Source organism: Martinezella miluonensis (assembly GCF_900094545.1).
Taxonomy (GTDB): domain Bacteria; phylum Pseudomonadota; class Alphaproteobacteria; order Rhizobiales; family Rhizobiaceae; genus Rhizobium; species Rhizobium miluonense.
Window position 1 is genome coordinate 36,262 of the sequence record NZ_FMAH01000036.1, and the last position, 14,702, is coordinate 50,963.

General features: G+C 59.8%; 15 protein-coding genes. 2 read left to right on the forward strand and 13 right to left on the reverse strand.

Features of this window, described 5'->3' with window-relative positions:
* Positions 1-9 precede the first annotated feature (9 nt).
* The 12 genes from GA0061102_RS24145 to GA0061102_RS24200 all read right to left on the reverse strand — a co-directional run bounded on the left by GA0061102_RS24145 (position 10) and on the right by GA0061102_RS24200 (position 11,488).
* Positions 10-933: an adenylate/guanylate cyclase domain-containing protein gene (locus GA0061102_RS24145; RefSeq protein WP_092853982.1), complete on the reverse strand. Its 924-nt coding sequence runs from the start codon at positions 931-933 to the stop codon at positions 10-12.
* A 115-nt stretch (positions 934-1,048) separates the two neighbouring features.
* A complete protein-coding gene (locus GA0061102_RS24150) occupies positions 1,049-1,873 on the reverse strand; it encodes an inositol monophosphatase family protein (RefSeq protein WP_092853983.1) in 825 nt (274 codons plus the stop codon).
* Positions 1,874-1,890: 17 nt separating this feature from the next.
* Positions 1,891-2,718 (reverse strand): inositol monophosphatase family protein, encoded by an 828-nt coding sequence (locus GA0061102_RS24155; protein ID WP_092853984.1) that lies wholly within the window; start codon positions 2,716-2,718, stop codon positions 1,891-1,893.
* 67 nt (positions 2,719-2,785) lie between these two features.
* Entirely contained in the window at positions 2,786-3,676 is an 891-nt protein-coding gene (gene ttcA, locus GA0061102_RS24160; RefSeq protein ID WP_092853985.1) for a tRNA 2-thiocytidine(32) synthetase TtcA, read from the reverse strand.
* Between the two features lie 159 nt (positions 3,677-3,835).
* On the reverse strand, positions 3,836-4,765 hold the full coding sequence (locus GA0061102_RS24165; protein ID WP_092853986.1) for a glutaminase: 930 nt from the start codon (positions 4,763-4,765) through the stop codon (positions 3,836-3,838).
* 72 nt (positions 4,766-4,837) lie between these two features.
* Positions 4,838-5,455, reverse strand: a complete 618-nt coding sequence (rpsD, locus tag GA0061102_RS24170) for a 30S ribosomal protein S4 (RefSeq protein ID WP_092853987.1) — start codon at positions 5,453-5,455, stop codon at positions 4,838-4,840.
* A 232-nt stretch (positions 5,456-5,687) separates the two neighbouring features.
* The gene (locus GA0061102_RS24175) at positions 5,688-7,205 is read right to left on the reverse strand and encodes a helicase HerA domain-containing protein (protein WP_092853988.1); all 1,518 of its coding nucleotides are present in this window, start codon (positions 7,203-7,205) and stop codon (positions 5,688-5,690) included.
* Positions 7,206-7,336: 131 nt separating this feature from the next.
* Positions 7,337-8,482, reverse strand: coding sequence for an alpha-hydroxy acid oxidase (locus GA0061102_RS24180; RefSeq protein WP_092853989.1), 1,146 nt, complete (start codon positions 8,480-8,482; stop codon positions 7,337-7,339).
* 74 nt (positions 8,483-8,556) lie between these two features.
* Complete coding sequence (locus GA0061102_RS24185) at positions 8,557-9,021, reverse strand: GNAT family N-acetyltransferase (RefSeq protein ID WP_092854011.1); 465 nt, start codon at positions 9,019-9,021, stop codon at positions 8,557-8,559.
* A 2-nt stretch (positions 9,022-9,023) separates the two neighbouring features.
* A complete protein-coding gene (gene murI, locus GA0061102_RS24190; protein WP_092853990.1) occupies positions 9,024-9,824 on the reverse strand; it encodes a glutamate racemase in 801 nt (266 codons plus the stop codon).
* Complete coding sequence (locus tag GA0061102_RS24195; protein ID WP_092853991.1) at positions 9,805-10,659, reverse strand: RNA methyltransferase; 855 nt, start codon at positions 10,657-10,659, stop codon at positions 9,805-9,807. The genes murI and GA0061102_RS24195 overlap by 20 nt, the downstream gene beginning before the upstream one ends.
* Before the next feature lie 226 nt (positions 10,660-10,885).
* On the reverse strand, positions 10,886-11,488 hold the full coding sequence (locus tag GA0061102_RS24200; RefSeq protein ID WP_208858702.1) for a hypothetical protein: 603 nt from the start codon (positions 11,486-11,488) through the stop codon (positions 10,886-10,888).
* 222 nt (positions 11,489-11,710) lie between these two features.
* Between GA0061102_RS24200 and GA0061102_RS24205 the strand changes: the two genes are divergently transcribed.
* Both GA0061102_RS24205 and GA0061102_RS24210 read left to right on the forward strand, forming a co-directional pair.
* Positions 11,711-12,925, forward strand: a complete 1,215-nt coding sequence (locus tag GA0061102_RS24205) for an NADP-dependent isocitrate dehydrogenase (RefSeq protein ID WP_092853992.1) — start codon at positions 11,711-11,713, stop codon at positions 12,923-12,925.
* A gap of 120 nt (positions 12,926-13,045) precedes the next feature.
* Positions 13,046-13,672: a glutathione S-transferase family protein gene (locus GA0061102_RS24210; protein WP_092853993.1), complete on the forward strand. Its 627-nt coding sequence runs from the start codon at positions 13,046-13,048 to the stop codon at positions 13,670-13,672.
* A 49-nt stretch (positions 13,673-13,721) separates the two neighbouring features.
* Here GA0061102_RS24210 and GA0061102_RS24215 read toward each other — a convergent pair whose 3' ends face one another.
* On the reverse strand, positions 13,722-14,573 hold the full coding sequence (locus GA0061102_RS24215) for an AraC family transcriptional regulator (protein ID WP_092853994.1): 852 nt from the start codon (positions 14,571-14,573) through the stop codon (positions 13,722-13,724).
* Positions 14,574-14,702: the final 129 nt, after the last annotated feature.

A 14,702-nucleotide genomic window follows, 5' to 3' on the forward strand; every position in this document is an offset into this window, starting at 1 on the left:
CTCCCCGGATTACACGCGTCTGCGTGGGCGGCTGACCCAACGCACCGCAGCCGCGATGGCGAGCACGAACAAGGGCCAGATCGCCCATGGCGTTCCATGCCAGGTGAAAAGATTGATCATGACGAAGCCAACGCCGGTAATGGCAAGACCGGCAATGGCCATATCGATCTGCTTGTTGCTTCGCACGAAGCGAAGCGCAGCCACCCAGACAAGCGCGAGTATCGGCCACTTGGCCCAGAACTCTCCATGCCAGTTCAGCCCATTGAATGCCGCAAGGCCGATGGCAACGACAAATGGCACGCCGTAGCTGCGCCGCCAGTCTTGCAGCGCAGGTTCGCTGGCGGCAACATCAGGTGCCCGGACGGGTTCAGGCGCCGGCCGATAGTCCGCAGCGGTATCGGCGACCTGCACACCACCGACTCGAACCGCATAGCTCGGCACGCCGCCCTCGATATTCTTGACATCCAACTGACCGAGAAAATCGAAACCGACTGCGACCTTGTTGCGGACCTGATCGTAAACCGTGTTGGAAATGACGATGCCGCCGGCAGCCGCGCGCGATTGCAGACGGGCGGCAATATTGACGCCGTCGCCATAGAGATCATTGCCATCGGCGATGACATCGCCGAGGTTAAGACCGATGCGGAAGAGCATCTGCTTTTCGGGATCCATGGCTGCGTTGTATCCAGCCAATTCATTCTGAACGTCGATTGCCGCCCGCACCGCTTCGACAACGCTCGGAAACTCGGCAAAGACGCCGTCGCCCCAGGTGTTGATCACCCGGCCGCCATGCGCCTCTATCAGCCGCTTCATCGCATCGCGGTAACGCCGGAGGGTTTCGAGCGTGCCCTCCTCATCCTTCCCCATGAGACGAGTGTAATCCTGCACATCGGCGCAGAAAATGGTAGTCAGCTTGCGGCTTGTTTCGGACATCGACCTCATCCCCGCAGCAGGCGCCCACCAAGGCTCCCGCCTGTTGCCAAAAAGATAGCTTTCCAGATACCACTTTCCAAGTAGCAGCGGCGATTATCAGGTCGATCCGCTCACCTTAAATGGTGAAGACCTCACGCCGCAGCAACTCCCAGGTATCCTTGTCCACGGCAACCAGCAGCCCGCCATCGAGATGACGCGGCAGATAGGGCGACCCGTCGAAACGGCGCACATAGGCACCCGCTTCCTGCGAAATCAGCGATCCTGCCAGATGGTCCCAGGGCATCAGCTTGTTGTACATCAGGTAATGCACATGACCGCCGGCAAGCGTGCGATATTCATGTGCCGCGCATCGATAGCTGGTCGCGTAGCGTACCTTGGCGAGATTGCCCATGATCTCGGCACGCTTCTCCTTGGGCAGATAGCCGGTGGCTGCCATGCCGACCAACTCTTCCAGTACGACCGGCTGAGTCACGTTGAGACGCAGCATCTCGCCATCAGGCCGGCGCAGCCAGGCGCCGCTGCCGCGTTCCGCCAGCACCCAGTCGTCGCCCATCGGATCGAAGATGATGCCGGCGACGGTCTCACCCTTCGAGACGACGGAAGCCATGACGCCGAAGGCCGGGATGCCAGCCGCAAAATTGAAGGTACCGTCCACCGGGTCGACGATGATGGCGAGATCCGCATCCTGCAATTTGTTGAGGAGTGCGGGATCGGCAGCGACGGATTCCTCGCCGATAAACAGAGCTTCCGGCCAAAGCCGCGACACCTCCGCCTTCACCATGCGTTCGGCGCGCTCGTCAGCTTCGGTCACCAGATCGGTGGCTTCGCTCTTGGCGCGGACGTCATCACTGCCAAGCCTGCGGAAACGCGGCAGGATCTCCGTCTGAGCCGCACGGCGCAACACATGGGCAAGTGTAGTAACGTCAACGAGCGAAGTCATGATTTGGTCCTTTCCTGTCAGGCGCCGATGATTTCCCGGCGAATTATGTGCCAGCTATCCTCGTCCGGCGCGGAAATGATGCCGCCGGTGGTCTCACCGGGCCGGTAAGGCGTGCCGTCGAATTTCGCCGTATAACCCCCAGCCTCCTGATGTACCAGTACCCCGGCAAGATGATCCCAGGGCATCAGCTTGGAATGGCTGATAAAATGCCATTTGCCGGATGCCACCATCCAATATTCGTAGGCGGAGCAATTCAATGCGAAAGCTATGCGCGTCTTGGCGAGATTCGTCGTGATTCGGGTTCGGTCCGGCTCGTCCATGTACCCCCAGGATATCGCCCCCGTCATGGCACTCAAAGGGGCGGCGGGAGCAACTGAAAGTCGCCTCGCCTGCCCTGTTGGCCGGCGGAGAAAGGCACCAGCGCCACGCGCCGCGGTAATCGTATCCCCGAGTACGGGATCGTGGATGACACTGGCAATCGTCTGACCATTCGCAACAACGGCGACGATCGTGCCGAACACCGGGAGCCCTGCCGCGAAATTGAATGTGCCGTCCACTGGATCGATGGTAAAGGCGAGCTCTGCGTCTGCCAATGCCGGCACGACGGACTTATCGGCCTCATAGGCCTCTTCTCCGACGATCAGCGCTGTCGGAAAGCGCGCTTTTAATGCCGCGGTAATATGTTTCTCGGCAAGCAGATCGGCCTCCGTCACCAGATCGATGGCCGAGGTTTTTTCCGATATGTCGTCGGTGCTCAAATTGCGGAAACGCGGCAGGATTTCCTTAGCCGCTGCTTCGGCAACGATCGTCGTCAGGTAGTCGAAATCTGTATCGGAGAAAGTCATCGGAAGCCTTTGATTTGGAAGGGCCTCCTCTTATGCCCGATTCGATGACAGTGGTATGGCGAAATGCCTATTCGACGTCCGTTCTCCTGGCCGAAGATCCCTGAGTCATCAGGCCGGCGAAATCGAAGAGCTTCGGGTCGAGCAGATGCGACGGGTTCACATGCGCCAGTGCACGCAGCATCGTGTCCTTGCGGCCCGGCATGCGCCGCTCGATATCGGCGAGCATGTCCTTCATGGCATTGCGCTGCAATCCGTCCTGTGAGCCGCAGAGATCGCAGGGAATGATCGGAAACTGCATGGCAGTAGCGAACTTGGCGAGATCATCTTCCGCGGCATAGGCGAGCGGGCGCAGCAGCATCAGGTCGCCCTCGTCGTTCAGAAGCTTCGCCGGCATGGAGGCCAGCCGACCGCCATGGAAAAAGTTCATGAAGAAGGTTTCGAGAATATCCTCGCGATGATGGCCAAGCACCAGGGCGTCACAACCCTCTTCACGGGCGATGCGATAGAGATTGCCGCGACGCAGGCGCGAACAGAGCGAGCAGTAGGTGGCCCCCTCGGGCACCTTCTCCTTCACGATCGAGTATGTGTCGCGATATTCGATGCGATGTGCGACGCCGATCTTGGTGAGATATTCGGGCAGTATATGTTTCGGGAAATTCGGCTGACCTTGATCGAGATTGCAGGCGATCAACTCCACCGGCAGCAGGCCCCGCCATTTCAGATCGAGCAGGAGCGAGAGCAGCCCATAGGAATCCTTGCCACCGGACAGGCCGACCAACCAGCGCTTCTGCCCCTTCAGCATCTGGAAATCCTCCAGAGCCTGACGCACCTGCCGCAACAGGCGCTTGCGAAGCTTGTTGAAGGAGACGGAGCGCGGCGCATCGGAAAACATCGGATGGACGGCAGAGCCGCCTTCCTCAACATCGATCTCGTCCGCGACAGTCGTTGCGATATTCATCTCGTAATCCCCGGCACATAACCCCTTCAATCCCACTCGATTGAAGGGGTTATGCGCAGATTAAAAGTGCTACCGCGTCCCTTGCACATCCCATAGGACGCGCGGCGCGGTAGGATCTCGCCACGCTGATAGCAGAATGCGTGGCAAGAAAACACCGTATCAATCACCAAACACCGACCAGCCGGTGCGCGCCGCCAGCATCTCCAGCGCGACCGCGCCGAGCTGCGAATTACCGACCTTGTTCAAGCCCGGCGACCAGGCGGCAATCGAGCCGATGCCCGGCGCCACGGCCAGAATGCCGCCGCCAACACCGCTCTTGCCCGGCAGGCCGACATGATAGGCGAAGTCGCCCGAGCCGTCATAGTGGCCGCATGTCAGCATCAGCGCATTGATGCGCCGCGCCCGCTTCGGCGAGACGACGGAATGCCCGGTGATCGGGTTGCTGCCGCGCGCGGCGAGATAGAGCCCAGCCTTGGCAAGCTGCTGGCAGCTCATCGCAAGCGCGCATTGATGGAAATAGACGCCGAGCACGTGCTCCACCGGATGATGGATATTGCCATAGGCACGCATGAAATTCGCCAGAGCGAAATTGCGATAACCCGTCTGCGTCTCCGAACGCGCAATCCTATCGTCGATACTGATCGTCTCGTCGTCGGCCACATAGCGTACGAAGCGCAGCAGCTCGCCAATTGCCTCCCGTGGCTCGTGCCCCGCCAATACGATATCGCTGATGGCGATCGCACCCGCATTGATGAAGGGATTGCGCGGTATGCCCTCCTCCCGCTCCAACTGAACGATGGAGTTGAACGCCGTGCCCGAAGGTTCGCGCCCCACACGCTTCCAGAGGCTTTCCCCGACCTTTCCGAGCGCCAGCGTCAGCATGAAGACCTTCGAGATACTCTGGATGGAAAAAGGAATTGCGGCATCGCCGATGCTATAGACATCGCCGTTGACCGTGGCGATCGCCATGCCGAACTGCTTCGGATCGACCTTTGCCAGCTCCGGAATGTAGTCGGCGACCTTGCCCTCGCCGATGCGCGGCGAAAGCTCAGCATGAATGCCATCGAGAATTGCCTGCAAATCCGTCATGCGGCGCTCCAAAGACAAAAAAGCCGCTCGAAACGAGCGGCTTTTTCATTCATCAAGAAAGTTATCCGCTTATTAACGCGAATAGAATTCGACGACAAGATGCGGTTCCATGACAACGGCGTACGGTACGTCGCCGAGAGCCGGAACGCGAGCGAAGGTCGCAACCATCTTGTTGTGGTCGGCTTCGATGTAGTCCGGAACGTCACGCTCAGCGAGAGAAATCGATTCCAGAACGGTTACGAGCTGCTTGGACTTTTCGCGAACTTCGATAACGTCGCCAGCCTTGCAGCGGTACGAACCGATGTTGACGCGAACGCCGTTTACCGTGACGTGGCCATGGTTGACGAACTGACGAGCTGCGAAGACGGTCGGAACGAACTTGGCGCGGTAGACGATCGCGTCGAGGCGCGATTCGAGCAGGCCGATCAGGTTTTCCGAGGTGTCGCCCTTGCGACGGTCAGCTTCAGCGAAGATGGCGCGGAACTGCTTCTCGCGCAGGTCGCCGTAGTAGCCCTTCAGCTTCTGCTTGGCGCGCAGCTGCACACCGAAGTCCGAGAGCTTGCCCTTGCGGCGCTGGCCGTGCTGGCCCGGGCCGTATTCGCGACGGTTAACCGGGGACTTCGGACGGCCCCAGATGTTTTCGCCCATACGGCGGTCAATTTTATACTTGGACGATTCGCGCTTGCTCATCGCATTTCCTTTCAAGTGTTATGGCGGCTCGTTGCCGAACCGCGAAGGAAACACGCCCTCCTCTGAACTCCGTTTTCGAGCTCTGACAGGCTTCTCACGTTAGCGAACGGAGAAAGCCACGGGACATGTCAAATGAAACACCGGACATTTCTGCCCGGCGTTGAGGCGGTCTCTAAGCGGTCGTCATGAAAATGTCAACAGCGCCAAGCGCTCTTCAACGAGAATAGGGCAGCTATTCCGCAGCTGCCTGCTCGCCGCCATCCAGATCGGGCGCATTGGCATCGCCCGGAGCGGTCTGGCATCCCATATCCGGGAAGGCGACGATGCGCTTGCCGGAGAAATCCGTGTGGACGACGACGCTGCCCTGTTCCTCGAAATAACTGAGGAGACGGCGCGCGCGGCGAGCCGAATGCGTGCCGTAGGCGCGGGCGATGCGGGCGTCGGACGGGCATGGCTCACCGCTGATGGCGGCCTTCGCCAGCATCAGGAAAACGCCCTGCAGATCATCGGTGACGCTGGAGGAAAGCGTGAGCGCTGTCGCCCATTGCTCGGTTGCCATGATCTCGTCATCGGCGCCGGAGCGCGCGATCGCTACGCGGCGACGAAACTCCGACAGGCTCATCGGTGCGCCGGGAACGCGGCGCATGCGCAGCCGCACGAGAAATTCCTGATAGAGCACCGAATCTGTGCGGAAGCCTGACGCTGGATCGTCAAGGATCTCGGAGAGCACGGCGCCGACCCTCGCCTCGCGATCCTCGCTCGATATTTCCGGCTGACTGGTCTTCGGCTCCGTCGTAACTGGGCCAGCCGCCGGCACGGAGCGCGAAAGCTCGGCCAGGATGTCGGTCGTCGGACGCGGCGCCGGCGTGGCGCGGCGAACGGCGGGTCGTGTAAATTCTTCGGGATCCGGCGTGAAGATCAGATCTTCCACGTCCTGCGGCGCATCCGGCAGCGGCATCAGCTTCGGGCTGGAAGAGCGCGCCGAGGTCTCTACCGTGCCAATCGCGATCGGCAGCGGACGACGCGAAAGTGCCGGCCCGAGTGCGACGAAATTGCCGCGCTTCAGGTCGCGGAACATTTCCGCCTGCCTGCGATCCATGCCGAGAAGGTCGGCTGCGCGCGCCATATCGATATCGAGGAAGGTACGGCCCATCAGGAAATTAGAGGCCTCGGCCGCAACGTTCTTGGCGAGCTTCGCCAGGCGCTGCGTGGCGATGACGCCGGCCAGACCGCGCTTTCGGCCGCGGCACATCAGGTTGGTCATGGCGCCGAGCGACATCTTGCGCGCATCTTCCGAAACGTCGCCACCGACCGAGGGCGCGAACATCTGCGCCTCATCGACCACGACCAACACCGGATACCAGAATTCACGATCGGCATCGAACATGCCGTTCAGGAAGGCGGCGGCGGCACGCATCTGCTGCTCGATATCGAGCCCCTCCAGCGTCAGCACGCAGGAGACGCGATGCTGGCGGATGCGGTTGGCTATACCGGCAAGCTCCGCTTCCGTGCGCTCGCCATCGACGACGACGTGCCCGAACTTGTCGGCCAGCGTGACGAAATCGCCTTCGGGATCGATGATGACCTGCTGCACCCATTGTGCGGATTGCTCGAGCAGCCGTCGCAAGAGATGCGATTTTCCGGAGCCGGAATTGCCTTGTACCAGGAGACGCGTCGCCAGCAGCTCCTCGATATCGAGCTGGGCGCTGGTCCCGCCGGACGCCGTTCCCATGTCGATGCCGACCTGCAATGCACTTCCCCTATATGATCAAGAATCAAACGCTGATGCGTCCCATCTTTCTGAAAGGACGCGCCTCCGTCTAGCAAAGATTTCCAAGCTTCGCGCCCGCGGATTGAAAAAACCCACAGGCGATTGTGATGTCAGCGGAACCGCAAGTTTGCCCGCGATAGCTCGCTGACCGAGGTGCAGCCCATAAGCTTCATGTCGCGCTCGACCTCGGTGCGCAGATGCCGTAGCGCGCGCTCTACGCCCGCCTGACCGGCAGCGGCCAGCGGATAGAGGTAGAAGCGGCCGAGACCAACCGCCTTGGCACCGAGCGACAGCGCCTTCAGTACATGCGTGCCGCGCTGAATGCCGCCATCCATCATGACATCGATGCGGTGGCCGACGGCGTCGACGATCTCGGCCAGTTGATCGAATGCGGAACGCGAGCCGTCCAATTGCCGGCCGCCATGGTTCGACAGAACGATACCGGTGCATCCGATGTCGACCGCACGCTTGGCGTCCTCAACCGACATGATGCCTTTCAGGCAGAACTGCCCGTTCCAGTGCTTCACCATTTCGGCGACGTCGTTCCAGTTCATCGACGGATCGAGCATCTCGGTGAAATACTTGCCAATCGACATGGCACCACCGCTCATATCCACATGCTCATCGAGCTGCGGCAGACGGAATTTCTCGTGCGTGAGATAGTTCAGCGCCCAGGCTGGCTTGATGGCGAACTGAGTGATGCCGGCCAGATTGAGCTTGAACGGAATAGAAAAACCTGTGCGAAGATCGCGCTCGCGGTTGCCGCCGGTGATGCTGTCGACGGTTAGCATCATCACGTTGACGCCGGCTTCCTTCGCCCGCTCCATCATCGCCCGGTTCAGCCCGCGGTCCTTATGGAAATAAAACTGGTAGACCTGCGGTCCTGAATACTTCTTGCGGATTTCCTCGACGCTGACGGTGCCGAGCGAAGAGACACCGAACATCGTGCCGAGCGACGAGGCCGCGGCAGCGACCGCATTCTCGCCCTGGTGATGGAACAGCCGCTGCAGCGCCGTCGGCGAGCAATAAAAGGGCGTTGCGAGCTTTTGTCCCATGACGGTAACAGACATGTCGATCTCGCTGACACCACGCAGGACGTTGGGAACGAGATCGCAGCTTTCGAAGCTCGACGTGTTTCGCCGCAGCGTCACCTCATCGTCAGCTGCGCCGTCGATATAGTTGAAGATCGGACCCGGAAGACGTTTTTTCGCAAGGAGGCGAAAATCATGGAAGTTGTGGCACTCACGCAGACGCATGGCTTGCCTCGACATTCTCAAAAGACATCAACTATCGAACTCCCGCTAATCCCGCAATTAAGACCGGTCTTGCATCAAAGCCGGTGCAAGCGTGCTTCCCATTTGTAAAGCACATCCGGCTCCTTTTCCTCATTGCCTGCCCCGTCCGACTCGTCAACCGCGAAGAAGCCGTGTTTCAAGTAAAAGCGGCGAGCCAGTTCATTTCTCTGGAATGTCCAGAGCGAGAGCACCGGATAGGCCGACTTGGCGACATCGAGCAGGCGACTGCCGATGCCGCGCCCCTGCGCCTCAGGCAGAACGTAGAGCTGGTCGATCCAATCCTCGAGAAAGGCAATGACGCCGACGAGTCGACCGCCCTCTTCCGCGCCCCAGATCTGGCAATCCCTATAGACGACAGCACTCCAGAATCCGGCATCCTCTTCCGGCGTATGGAGCCCGACAAGCGTCGGCAGCCGCTCGTTGAAGGATGCACGGTGAATGGCAGCAGCCGCCGGCATGTCCGCGAAATTGAGTTTACGCAGCGAAATCTTATCAGTCATCATCAAGCCTTGAGCCCAAAGCCCTGCATCAGCCGGCGGGTGGGGAAATCCGGCGCACCGGAGGTGAACACTGCAAAGTCGAAATTGTCGGGATGAACCGCATCGGCTGCCTGCGGCACCAGGCTGCGCGCGCGCCTTGCGATTGCTTCTGCGGGATCCAGCCAGTCGACCGGCCACGGCGCGAGCCTGCGGAAGATATTGGCCATGAAAGGATAATGCGTGCAGGCGAGCACGACGATATCGGTCTTGCGGCCATCCATCTCGACGAAGCATTGGTCGATCTCCGTCATGACAGCATCGTCGGCAATCGCATCGCCGCGAATATAGCTCTCCGCCAGGCGGGCCAGATTTTCCGATCCGACAAGCCGGACATGACATTGGGTGGCGAAAGATTGGATCAGGTCGCGCGTGTAAGCACGCTTGACGGTGCCTGGCGTCGCCAGCACCGAAACCAGGCCCGAACGCGTGCGCTCCGCAGCCGGCTTGATCGCTGGTACCGTCCCGACGAACGTCATCGCTGGAAAGGCTGCCCGCAGATCGGCGCCGACAAGGGTGAAGGCCGTATTGCAGGCGATGATGCAGACTTCCGGATCATATTGCGTTAGTAGCTTTGCGAAGAGATCGACGATGCGCTGCTTCAGCGCTGGCTCTTCCCAGCCGCCATAAGGAAAGCCGGCATCGTCGGCGACATAGATGAAACCGCGTTCCGGCATCAGCACCCTCGCTTCCCGCAGAACAGTCAAACCGCCGATCCCTGAATCGAAGACAAGGACCGGTTTCAGCTCATTCGCCGCTGCTGTCATCGCTGGTGGTTTCCTTGGGCGCTTTGGAGGACGTCTTGCTGGGCCGGGGATGCGAGCCGCTGCCGCGCGGAGACTTCCGCGTGAATCGATCGAGGGACGAGATCACCCCGCGAAGGACGCTGATTTCCTGTTCGGTGAACGCCCGGCGCGAGAGGACGGCCCGGAGATTGTCGACCATTTTCGGCTTTTTCCCGGCAGGATGGAAATAATTGCGCGCATCCAGCGCCTCCTCCAACTGGTCGAAAAGGCCGAAAAGCTGATCCTTTGTCGAAGGCCTCTGCTCGATTGCCTGGAAAGGCACGGCACCCAGATCTTCCATGCCCGACTTCATCCACTCATAGGACATCAGCAGCACGGCCTGGGCGATGTTCAAAGACGCGAAAGCGGGATTGACCGGAAAGGTGACGATCTCGTCGGCCAAAGCCACTTCCTCGTTCGTCAGTCCCCAGCGCTCGCGCCCGAAGAGAATGCCGGTGCCCTCGCCCGCCTTGAACTTTGCGCGAAGCGTCTCGGCGGCAACGACAGGCGAACGCACCGGCTTATAACCATCACGCTCGCGCGCTGTTGTCGCATAGACGAAATTGAGGTCTGCTATCGCCTGCTCCAGCGTCTCGTAGACCTTCGTCGCCTCGATAATGTGATCCGCCTTTGAGGCCGTCGCCTGCGCCCTCTCGTTCGGCCAGCCATCACGCGGATTGACGAGACGCAGCTCGACAAGCCCGAAATTCGCCATGGCGCGAGCTACCATGCCGATATTCTCACCCATCTGCGGCTCGACCAGAATGACGGCCGGCCCCTCGGCCAGAAGTTGACGCTCGCTATTCGTGCCTGCCATGATGCCTAAATCTCCGCGCGCGAGCCCAGTCGCGCCAATTCGAGCATGATGCCGAAAAGTGCTAGCGGTTTTCGCACGACATCATGCTCTATTTTCCTGATTCCGGAGCCGGATGATTTCAGGTCTGTTCGACCTGAAATCATCCGGCTCCGGGGTCGCAATAGCGAGACAGGCCGCAATCGGCAAGGTTTTTACGCACGATGGCGGGATGAAGCGTGCCCGATTGTTACGGCTTGGCCGGCTGTTGCTGGTCCGTGGATTGCTGTTTCTGATCGGCAGGCTGTTGCTGCTGTTGCTTGACGAGATCCTGCATCACGCTCTTCAGCGAGCTCGGATTGCCGTTGTCGTCGTTCGTGACGATATCGTCGACGACTGGTCTGCCACCCTCTTCGATGACCTCGAAGCGCACCGTCGTCACCTTCTGATAGTCGGCATCGGAGCCCATGCAGGTGGACTTCTTGAAGGTCGCCAGCACCTCCGTGGCATTGTTCTTGGGCGGCTGGGCGGTGATCTTCACATCCTCCAGCGGACAGGCATCCTGCGCATTGACAATGACGTCATAGTCGAACGGAGAAATCCCATCCTCGTCCGCTGCGGGAAACTGCGCTGCCGCCTGGTATTTGGCGACGAAATCCTTGCTGTAGACATCCTTGAGCTTGTCGTCGCCGAAAATATCCTGCCAATCGCTGTCGCCGCCCGCCCAGTTCGAGACGGTTGCGTCCATGATCACCTTGACCGGCGTCGTCGCATCGGCGGCCAGCGCCATATGCGCACCGAGCGAAAACTGGAAGAGCGTGAAGGCAAGCGCGGATGCGGCAAATTTCTGCATGATATGATTCCGTTGCGATCGGCAAAACATGGGCGACATTAGACGCATCGACCACTTTGGCAATGGGCCGATCCCAAAAAGCGACAGGTGTCACGAATGATCAAAAACGCGATGCGGGAGGCTCTATCGGCTTTGCGTTCCGGGCTTGCGGTGTTATAGCGCTCGAGACTTCACATTACCCACAGGACAATCCGGTCCCATCAGCTTAAACGAGGCAGAAGTATGAAGAAGATCAAGGTCGCTAACCCCGTTGCCGATCTCGATGGCGATGAAATGACTCGCATCATCTGGCAGTTTATCAAAGACAAACTGATCTACCCCTACCTCGATATCGATATCGACTATTATGACCTTTCCGTCGAAAACCGCGATGCGACCAACGACCAGGTGACCGTTGACGCCGCCAACGCCATCAAGAAGCACGGCGTCGGCATCAAGTGCGCGACGATCACGCCGGATGAAGATCGCGTCAAGGAATTCAACCTGAAGCAGATGTGGAAGAGCCCGAACGGCACGATCCGCAACATCCTCGGCGGCGTCATCTTCCGCGAGCCGATCATCTGCAAGAACGTACCGCGCCTCGTTCCCGGCTGGACCAAGCCGATCGTCGTTGGCCGTCATGCCTTCGGCGACCAGTACCGCGCCACCGACTTCAAGTTCCCCGGCAAGGGCAAGCTGACCATCAAGTTCGTCGGCGAAGACGGCACGGTCATTGAAAAGGACGTTTTCGACGCCCCCGGCGCCGGCGTTGCAATGGCCATGTACAACCTCGACGAGTCGATCCGCGAATTCGCCCGCGCTTCGATGATGTACGGCCTGATGCGCAAGTGGCCGGTCTACCTGTCGACCAAGAACACCATCCTCAAGGCCTATGACGGCCGCTTCAAGGACATCTTCGAAGAAGTCTATCAGAACGAGTTCAAGGCTCAGTTCGACGAAGTCGGCATCACCTATGAACATCGCCTCATCGACGACATGGTCGCCTCCGCACTGAAGTGGTCCGGCGGTTATGTTTGGGCCTGCAAGAACTACGACGGCGACGTCCAGTCCGACACGGTTGCTCAGGGCTTCGGCTCGCTCGGCCTGATGACCTCGGTTCTGCTCACGCCAGACGGTAAGACGGTCGAAGCCGAAGCCGCCCACGGCACGGTGACCCGCCATTACCGCCAGCACCAGAAGGGCCAGGAAACCTCGACGAACTCGATCGCCTCGATCTTCGCCTGGACCCGTGGTCTCGCCCATCGCGCCAAGCTCGACGACAATGCCGAGCTCGCCAAGTTCGCTTCCACGCTCGAAAAAGTCTGCGTCGATACCGTCGAAGCCGGCTTCATGACCAAGGATCTGGCGCTGCTCATCGGCCCGGATCAGCCGTGGCTCTCGACCACTGCCTTCCTCGACAAGATCGACGAAAATCTCCAGAAGGCCATGGCTGCCTAAGCCTCGCCGACAATGGACCCTTTGAGAACCCGGCCTCTGTGCCGGGTTTTCTTTTGCCCGGAAGCTTGCCGCCGCAGCCGACCGGTGGCAACAATGCGCCCGACAAAAAGGGAGAGACAGATGGCTGAAGAACTCGTTTTCTATACCAACCCGATGTCACGCGGACGCGTAGCACGCTGGATGCTCGAGGAGATCGGCCAGCCCTACCGCACCGAATATCTCGACTACGGCACGACTATGAAAGCGCCCGAATACCTGTCGATAAACCCCATGGGTAAGGTACCGGCGATCAAGCATGGCGATACCGTCGTCACCGAAGGCGCGGCCATTTGCGCCTATCTGGCAGAGACGTTCCCGCAGGCGGGCCTTGCGCCGACAGCAGCCGAGCGAGGCCGCTACTTCCGCTGGATGTTCTTCGCTGCCGGCCCGATGGAGATGGCAGTGACCAACCGCGCCCTGGGCTTCGAAATTCCCGCGGAACGCCTGCGCATGGCCGGATGCGGCAGCCTCGACCATATCTTCGACGCTCTGGAACAGGCCGTCAGCGCCTCGCCGTTCATCGCCGGCGACCGCTTTACGGCCGCCGACGTCTATGTCGGCTCGCATGTCGGCTGGGGCCTCAACTTCGGCACCATCGAGAAACGCCAGGCTTTCATCGATTATTGGAGCCGGGTCAGCGACCGCGACGCCTATCGCCGCGGCAACGAAATCGACAACGCTGCCATGCCGAAGCAGACAAACGCCTGAGAAAACAAGGCACTGAAGAAAGAACTTCAACCGACAGTACTATATGCCGCTATTGCAGCGGCATATAGATATCGGTCAGAAGCTCCGTCGGCGGCACGTCGCGCGGATTGTTGATATATTCCTCGAACATGACGGTATCGCGCAGCTGTCGCCCGGAGGCTGGCAGCCATTGCGCATATAGCCATTGATAGGCCTTGTGCATGTTTGCGTATGGCCCCTTGTGGCGCAGCACGGCATATTCGCCGCCCTCGAGCGAGCGCCGCTCCAACGGAGCATCGGCGACGACGGTCTCTCCTGCCGTGACGCAGGCATAGGAGCGCAGCTTATCCACTTTGACGACATCGGGATCGTCGAGATAGATGCCGATCATGCGCATGTCCGGCCCGGCAAGGCCACGGGCAAAAATAGTGCCGAAAAGTGTCTCAAAAGCCTGGCCGACCTGCATGTAGGAGCCGCGATGGGCGACACCGACGAGTGACATCGGGGAGATGGTGCGAAGCGTAACGTCGAACAAGACAGTAATCCTTCCTTGGGTGCTGGGTTCGAAGATCGTGTGGCTTCCCTCATTCCGATATCGCGCCGGCGGCATGCCGTAGACGGATCTGAAGATGCGGTTGAACGACTGGAGGTTAGGATAGCCCGACCGCTTTGCAATGTCGCTGACGGATAGACGGGTGTTGACGAGATCGCCGGCGGCACGATGCAGCCGCAGCCGCTTGACCGTGGCCGCCGCCGTCTCGCCATAAATTGCCCGATAGATCCTATGCCAGTGATAGCTGGACATGCAGGCGATCTCGGCGAGCTTTTCCATATCGAGCTCGTCATCCAGATGCTCGTGGATATAGGCCGAAACCCGCCGCAACCGGGTCTCGTAAAGCGTCCACGCCGTTCCACCATTCATGTCAAACCTCTTGCAAATCGATCGGCCCGACAAGACCATAACCCGATTTGACAAATCCTGCGGAGTTGGGCGCGCAAATAAAAGTGGCGAATGCCGAAGCATCCGCCACCTTTACCATCACCATAAATT

Bases quoted from the DNA above. Each gene is read 5' to 3' on its own strand.
- GA0061102_RS24200 (WP_208858702.1), bottom strand. From the start codon at position 11,488: ATGCAGAAATTTGCCGCATCCGCGCTTGCCTTCACGCTCTTCCAGTTT.
- GA0061102_RS24180 (WP_092853989.1), bottom strand. From the start codon at position 8,482: ATGCGTCTGCGTGAGTGCCACAACTTCCATGATTTTCGCCTCCTTGCG.
- GA0061102_RS24215 (WP_092853994.1), bottom strand. From the start codon at position 14,573: ATGAATGGTGGAACGGCGTGGACGCTTTACGAGACCCGGTTGCGGCGG.
- murI (WP_092853990.1), bottom strand. From the start codon at position 9,824: ATGACAGCAGCGGCGAATGAGCTGAAACCGGTCCTTGTCTTCGATTCA.
- GA0061102_RS24195 (WP_092853991.1), bottom strand. From the start codon at position 10,659: ATGGCAGGCACGAATAGCGAGCGTCAACTTCTGGCCGAGGGGCCGGCC.
- GA0061102_RS24145 (WP_092853982.1), bottom strand. From the start codon at position 933: ATGTCCGAAACAAGCCGCAAGCTGACTACCATTTTCTGCGCCGATGTG.
- ttcA (WP_092853985.1), bottom strand. From the start codon at position 3,676: ATGAATATCGCAACGACTGTCGCGGACGAGATCGATGTTGAGGAAGGC.
- GA0061102_RS24155 (WP_092853984.1), bottom strand. From the start codon at position 2,718: ATGACTTTCTCCGATACAGATTTCGACTACCTGACGACGATCGTTGCC.
- GA0061102_RS24150 (WP_092853983.1), bottom strand. From the start codon at position 1,873: ATGACTTCGCTCGTTGACGTTACTACACTTGCCCATGTGTTGCGCCGT.
- GA0061102_RS24205 (WP_092853992.1), top strand. From the start codon at position 11,711: ATGAAGAAGATCAAGGTCGCTAACCCCGTTGCCGATCTCGATGGCGAT.
- GA0061102_RS24165 (WP_092853986.1), bottom strand. From the start codon at position 4,765: ATGACGGATTTGCAGGCAATTCTCGATGGCATTCATGCTGAGCTTTCG.
- rpsD (WP_092853987.1), bottom strand. From the start codon at position 5,455: ATGAGCAAGCGCGAATCGTCCAAGTATAAAATTGACCGCCGTATGGGC.
- GA0061102_RS24185 (WP_092854011.1), bottom strand. From the start codon at position 9,021: ATGACTGATAAGATTTCGCTGCGTAAACTCAATTTCGCGGACATGCCG.
- GA0061102_RS24210 (WP_092853993.1), top strand. From the start codon at position 13,046: ATGGCTGAAGAACTCGTTTTCTATACCAACCCGATGTCACGCGGACGC.